This window comes from Kitasatospora sp. NPDC056783 (genome assembly GCF_042789895.1).
Lineage (GTDB): Bacteria > Actinomycetota > Actinomycetes > Streptomycetales > Streptomycetaceae > Kitasatospora.
The window spans coordinates 1-6,504 of sequence record NZ_JBHUAF010000449.1; the positions used below are offsets into that span (position 1 = coordinate 1).

At 71.7% G+C, this 6,504-nt stretch carries 3 protein-coding genes; 2 read left to right on the top strand and 1 reads right to left on the bottom strand.

Going from position 1 to position 6,504, the window contains the following annotated elements; translation table 11 throughout:
• Positions 1–76: 76 nt before the first annotated feature.
• Positions 77–4,792, bottom strand: a complete 4,716-nt coding sequence (locus tag ACFRMQ_RS36435) for a multicopper oxidase domain-containing protein (RefSeq protein ID WP_380735125.1) — start codon at positions 4,790–4,792, stop codon at positions 77–79.
• Between the two features lie 231 nt (positions 4,793–5,023).
• Between ACFRMQ_RS36435 and ACFRMQ_RS36440 the strand changes: the two genes are divergently transcribed.
• On the top strand, positions 5,024–5,689 hold the full coding sequence (locus ACFRMQ_RS36440) for a response regulator transcription factor (RefSeq protein ID WP_380735126.1): 666 nt from the start codon (positions 5,024–5,026) through the stop codon (positions 5,687–5,689).
• Positions 5,679–6,504, top strand: an 826-nt coding sequence (locus tag ACFRMQ_RS36445; RefSeq protein WP_380735127.1) for a sensor histidine kinase, incomplete at its 3' end; no start/stop codon positions are given. The genes ACFRMQ_RS36440 and ACFRMQ_RS36445, both read left to right, overlap by 11 nt.

The window sequence follows — 6,504 nt, forward strand, 5'->3', positions numbered from 1 at the left end:
GGGCCGGGCCCTCCCGCCGCGCGCGGCCGTTCAGCCGTGGCCGTTCAACCGCGGCCGGGCTCCGGTGCTCCCGGCGTCACGGCGCCGGAGCCGGAGCCGCCTGGAGCGGGGCCGGGGTCACCTGGAGCGGCGCCGACACCGACTTCACCGTCGTGCTCGGGAACTCCCCTCCGTAGCCCACCGTGTTGAGCGCGACGACCCGGTAGAGGTACGGCGTGGTCACCGAGGCCGTCAGGTCGACGAAGGAGCGGGTCCCGTGGGTGTTCGGCTGGTCCAGCGGCGAGTCGACCGTGCCGACGTCGGCCCAGGTGGTGCCGCCGTCGCTGGTCCGCTGGACGGCGAAGCCGGTCTCGTTGATCGAGTTGTCCTGCCAGTCCAGCCGGATCCGGGCGCCGTCGCCCGTGCCCATGACGGTCGCCGCCAGCCCGCTCGGCTTCGTCGGCGGCAGCGCCAGCAGTTGGGGACGCATCATGTCCATCTCCTCGTGGCTGAGGATGTGGCAGTGCAGGACGTACTCCCAGCCGAAGTTCACCAGCCTGTTGGTGATCGCCGCCGTCGGATTGCCCTGCGGATCGGTGTTGTTGAACATCGAGGTGTTGCCGGCCGGCATCGTCGGGTCCAACAGCCGTACGGAGTTGGGCACTTCGAACGGCACCGTCGGGACGATCGGGCGCAGCGCGACGACGGTGTCCTCCAGTGGGCTCATCCGCACCGTGTCCTTCCAGCCCAGCTCGTTGGCGTCGGGTTTGATCACGATGTTGTCCCAGGTCACCCGGTTGAGGACCTGGACGTCGTACAGGTGGAAGTGGATCGGGTGGGTGTCCACCCCGTTGTGGGTGAACCGCCAGATCTGGGTGCCGTCCTCGGCGGTGCTGATGGGCGTCACCTTCGTGTCGGCCCTGGGCAGGTTGGTGCCGTCGATCAGCTCGGTCGGCGGGTTGATGTACGGGTACAGCGTCACGTTCTGCGCCCCCGGCGTCGGCGGCGAGGCCTCGACGCCGAGGTTGGTCGACATCCGGCCGTAGTCGTCGAAGGTCGACGCGTTCATCTCGTCGTGGATGGCCTTCGGTTGCAGCGGCATCGTCATCCTGGCGTTCGGCGCCTTGAGCGTGTTGAAGCCGAACGTCGACGTGTCGTTCACCCGGACCAGACCGTCGCAGGTCTTGACCGAGCCGTTCTTGACGTTGCAGTTGCTGCCGGCGGAGAAGCCCGTGCCGTAGGCCGAGTTGTAAGCCGCCTGGCCGACGATCACCGGGTTCTGCCCGGATTCGAAGACGCCCGAGCCGTCCGCGTGGTGTTTGAAGGCGGCCTGGAGCTTCGCCAGGTTGAACGTCGGTGCCGGTGCCGTGTCCGCGACGGTCACCTGCATCACCGTGCGGGTGTTGGGCCCGTACCCCGGCAGGGGCGTCGGGGCACCGCCGGCCCCGGTGAGGTCGGGCGCGCCCGTGTAGTAGTCGTACGAGGAGACGCGCGCCGGGAAGGCGGCGGGCGCGTCGTTGTAGAGGATGAGCGTCTTGCCCGCGAACTTCGAGAAGTCCACCAGCACGTCGGCGCGTTCGGCCGGCGCGACGGTCAGCGAGTGCTTGTCCACGTTGCCGACGTCGAAGCGCGTCGGGTCGGTGATCCAGGTGGTCGGCTGCTGGCCGTCGATGACGGCCGGGGCCGGCAGGAAGCCGCCCTCGTTGGCGATCTGGATCCAGTCCGGCCCGGCGGCGTCGCTGTTCGCGTCCGCCGGCGTGGGTGACACGTTCGGGTCGGTCTGCGCGGCCGCCAGCTCGTCCGCGTTCAGCGCGACCTCGGTCGTGCCGTCGCCCTGCTTCGGATCCGCCTTGTACCACTGGAAGTTGAAGAACCGGTCGTTCGCGGCGTTGAGCATCCGCAGCCGGTAGGTCTTCGGCTGGAGCGTCACCTTCGGGTAGGCGACCCCGTTGACGATCGGCGTGTCGTTGAACTGCTCCATGCCCATCGAGATGTTCGGTGTTCCGGGGATCTGCTCCGGCTCGCAGTACGGGGCGCTCTGGTACTGCCAGGTCGAGGGGTCGTCCAGCTTGCAGGTCGGGTCGTGGTACGGGTTGGCGATCGGCCCGTACCTGGTGTCCCCGGCCGGCGGCCAGAACCACGGTCCGTACATCCAGCGGCCGTACGAGCTCATGCCCGACGGGTCGCCCGGGTTCTGCGCCGGCATGTAGACGTGGTGGTACCAGAACCCTCCCTTGCCGCCCCAGCGCTTGGTGTCCCAGGTCGGGTCCTGGCCGTAGGCCACGGTCTTGCCGTCGGCGTCCTTCCGGTCCTTGAGCTGTTCCTCGTCCGGCACGAAGGTGCGGTCCTGGACGAGCAGCGGGATGGTGTCCGCGGCGCCCGGGATCGTGCCGCCCGCGACCAGCGCCTTCTCGGTGTCGTCGGTGATGGTGTAGCCGGCGGCCTCGCCCGCGTAGACGTTCAGCCGGGTGATGCCGTAGCTGTGGTCGTGGTAGAACATCAGCCGCGCGCTCTGCTGGTTGGTGTAGTAGAAGGTCGAGCAGCCGTCGTCCTTCGCGGCGCAGAGCGTCGCCCCGGCACCGTCCACCATGTCCGGCACGTTCTGCACGCTGACGCCCTGCGGCCAGTCGGTGGTCTCGCCGGCGGGGGTGATCCACTGGTGCGGGGTGCCGTCGCTGATCCACGGCGTGACGCCGCCGTGCAGGTGCAGCGTGGCCCGGTTGTCCGGGAAGCAGCCGGCCTTGCCGTCGGTGCAGGCGGGGTTGCGCACCTCGTCCGTCACGGTGCCGTCGTTCTTCGGCGCGGGCATCGTCATCGGGACCATGCCGGCGCCCATGCCGCTGCCGTCCACCGGCAGGAAGAGGTCGCCGTCGGCGCCCTTGGGCAGCAGGTTGCGGAACACCACCCGCACCGGCCGGTCCTTGGTCGCGGCGATGAGCGGGCCCATCCACTGCGGCGAGGTCACCCCGGTGTACGGCAGCGGCTGCCGGGTGCCGTCCATCAGCTCGTTGTAGAGCGGGACCTTCCGGCCGGGCACCGCGTCCGTCGACAGCTGGACGTAGCCGCGCACCAGGGTCGGCGGCAGGTCGGAGGAGAACCGGGTGAGGTACTGCACCAGGCCGATGACGTACTCGTCGGCCGGCTTGCCGCTGGTGGTGACGGGCTCCGGTACGGCCGTCGGGACGAACTTCTCCGAGGGCTTGGTGGAGGGCGCCCGCAGCTGCGGGACGTCCGGGCAGCCGGTTCCGTCCTTCCCTGGGTCGCAGGTCAGCGGCAGGGCGTCCTGGAACTTCTTCATCCCGACCGTGAGGTAGCCGGCCCCCGGGCCGGTGACCTCGATCCCGCTGATCGCCCCGGTGTCCGTCACGGCCGTCGCCGTCGCGCCGGAGCCTCCCCGGCCCGTCGGGTCGGTGAGGGTGACGGCGGGTGCGGCGGTGTAGTCGGAGCCGATCCTGTCCACCGTGACCGCGACCAGCTTCAGGCTCGCGGTGGCCGTCGCCTTCGTCGCTCCGTTGATCGGGTCGGCCAGTGTCCCGTTGCGGATCACCACGCCGGGTGCGGCGCTGTAGCCGCTGCCCGGCTCGTCCACGGTCACCTTGGTGACCGTGCCGTCCGCGGTGAGGTCGGCCGGGTCGACGTGGCCCTTGGCCGCCGTGCCCTTCGGGTCGTCGGGCAGGTCGAAGTCGACCGTCGGCATGGTGTAGCCGGCCCCGCCGTCGGTGACCGCCACGGCGTCCACCCCTCCGGAGGCCGTCGCGGTGGCACCGCTGCCGCCTCCGCCGGTGATGGCGGCCGCGAAGCCGCCGTAGCCGCTGCCGCCGGTGTCGACCGCGACCTCGACCACGGCTCCGGTCGCCTTGACGGTGGCCTTCGCGGTCGCCGCCGTGCTGCCGCCGTCGACGGTCACCGAGGTCGCGCCCGCGACGTAGTGGCGCCCCGGCGAGGTCACCTCGATGCCCGTGATGCCACCGGTCTTCGGGTCCACCGTGGCCGTCGCCGCGGCGCCGCTCCCGGTGGCCGCCGGGACGACCTGCGCCCCGAAGGAGTACCGCCGGTCCTGCGCCGGGTGGCGCGGGTAGGACGCCGAACCCAGGGTCACCGTGCCGCCCGCGGCCGGGGGCACGTTGACCGGCGGGGTCGTGGTGCTGTCGACGCCGGCCGGGTACAGGAAGGCGTCGGTGGCGGAGGCGACGCCGGTGTCGACCGGGACGCCCTGACCGTAGAAGCCGATGAGGTCACCGGCCCGCACGGCGACGTCGGGGACGTCGTAGCTCGCGACCTCGCCGGACGCCGAGACCGGCTTGGGCACCGTCCTCGGCCCGCTGTCGGCCACCACCGTGTACGTGTCCGGCGCGCCGGCGGGGCGCAGCACGTAGGCGTGGAGGAGACCGCCCTCGGACGTCGAGGGGCTGCCTCCCGGCTTGGCCTGGTTCCAGGTCCGGAAGCCCTTGAGGGTGCCGTCGGGCAGCGGGGAGCCGCCCAGGACGACGAGCACCGGGCCGAGCGTGCCCGGCGGGGTCGCGTAGTCCGTCGCGTACGCCCGGTCGACCAGCGGGTTCCCCACCGTCAGCGCCGTGGAGGCGATGGTCACCTTGGCCTTCGACTGGGTCAGCGGGCTGTTGGCCCAGTTCCCCCACGGACCGAAGTAGTGGGGTGTCCTCGTCTCGTCCGCCGCGCCGGCCGGCCCGCCCACGGCGGCGGCCTCCTGCACCTGCCGGAACGGCGACGGCGGCAGCCCGATCAGGGCCGCCACCATCGTCCCGACGCCGGCCAGGGCGATGGTGCGCCGTCTGCGTCGCGCCGACGCTCTCATTGCCTGTGTGGTGAACACACCTTTCCTCTCCCCTTGGCGATCTGCCCCCGCTTGCGCGCCCGGGTGACGCGCGCGCGACAAGCTTGTGGCCGAACCATCCGGAGCGGGGCGAAGATGACAGGCCTCTCATCTGACTGTCATGACCGGTGAAGCGCTTATAGGATGCGACGCGGCCGCGGCCGGCGGCCCCGGGGGCGATCGCGGCGGCCGGGGAGGAGACAAGGACCCACCATGGCCCGGCTGTTGGTCGTCGAGGACGAGGCGCGGCTGCGCACCTATCTCAGGCGCACCCTGGAAGCGGACGGTCACGTCGTCGACGACGTGGACACCGGCCCGGACGCCGTACAACGGCTGCGGGAGGGCGAGTTCGACCTGGTCGTGCTCGATCTCATGCTGCCGGGGTTCGACGGCTTCGAAGTGATGCGGCGCGCCTTCGACCGGCGGCCCGACCAGCGGATCCTCGTCCTGTCCGCCGTCATGGACGTCGCCACCCGGGTCCGCTGCCTCCAGCTCGGGGCCGTCGACTTCCTCGGCAAGCCCTTCGCGACCGCCGAGTTGGTGGAACGCGTCCGCACCAGGCTCCGCGCACCCTCCACCGGGGCGTCCCAGCGGTGGCTGCGGGTCGGGGCGGCCACCCTCGACCTGGAACGGCAGGCCCTCGACCTCGCCGGGAGGCAAGTCCCCCTGTCGCACCGCGAGTTCATGCTGCTCGGCCATCTGATGCGGCGGGCCGGGGAGGTGTGCAGCCGGCGCGAGCTCCTGGCGAGCGTCTGGGGCCACACCGACGACCTCGGGAGCAACGTGGTCGACGCGACGGTCCGCCGGATCCGCGGCAAGGTGCCCCGGCCGGTCATCGAGACGGTGCGCAACGTCGGGTACGCCTTCAGTGCCGGCTGAGCACGGAGCCGGGCAGCGGGGTCACGGACGGCCGCTCTTCACCGGCTGGGCGCTGTTCGCCGGGGCGAGCCAGTTGCTGCTGTTCGCCGAACCCGCCCTGGAGACCCTGTCGTTCCACCTGGTGTGGATCAGCATGTCCGTCGTCTACGGCCTGCAGAACTGGTCGGCCCGGCGCACCTCGGCCGTGCTGGTCGCGGTCACCCTGGTGACGGGTGCCACGCTGGGCCGGTTCGTCGCCGAGGGCCACGCCGAGTGGGACGAACTCGCCGAGATCCCGCTGATGGCGCTGGTCTTCCTCAGCATGGTCTGGCACGTCCGACGGCGGGCCGACGCCCTCGCGCGGGCCCGCGACCTGGCCGAGCGCGAGCGCCGCGCGCAGGAGGTCAAGGAACTGTTCGTCCGCAACTGCTCGCACGAGATGCGCACGCCGATCACGGTGGCCCGCTGCTACGCGGAGATGGTCCGGGGCGAGCTGTCGACCCCGGAGAGCAGGGACGACCTCGACGTCGTGGTGGACGAGCTGGACAAGCTCGGCCGACTCGCCGGGCGACTGCTCGTCCTGGCCGACGCCTACGAGCCCGCCGCCTTCGAGTGGGCCCCGGTCGACCTCGGCGCTCTGCTGCGCCGGACCGCCCAGCGGTGGCGCCCGGCCTCGGACCGCGGCTGGCACCTGGACGCGCCGCCCGCCGTCCTGGTCGAGGGCGACGAGTCCCGGCTCGAAGCGGCCCTCGACGCCCTGGTGGAGAACGCCGTGAAGTTCACCGCGGACGGGGACACCATCGCGCTGCGCTGCCGCGCGACCCGGGAGGGTGCCG

What these genes read in the sequence shown, in the direction of transcription:
- ACFRMQ_RS36440 (WP_380735126.1), top strand. Translation starts at nt 5,024, where the DNA reads ATGGCCCGGCTGTTGGTCGTCGAGGACGAGGCGCGGCTGCGCACCTAT.
- ACFRMQ_RS36435 (WP_380735125.1), bottom strand. Translation starts at nt 4,792, where the DNA reads ATGAGAGCGTCGGCGCGACGCAGACGGCGCACCATCGCCCTGGCCGGC.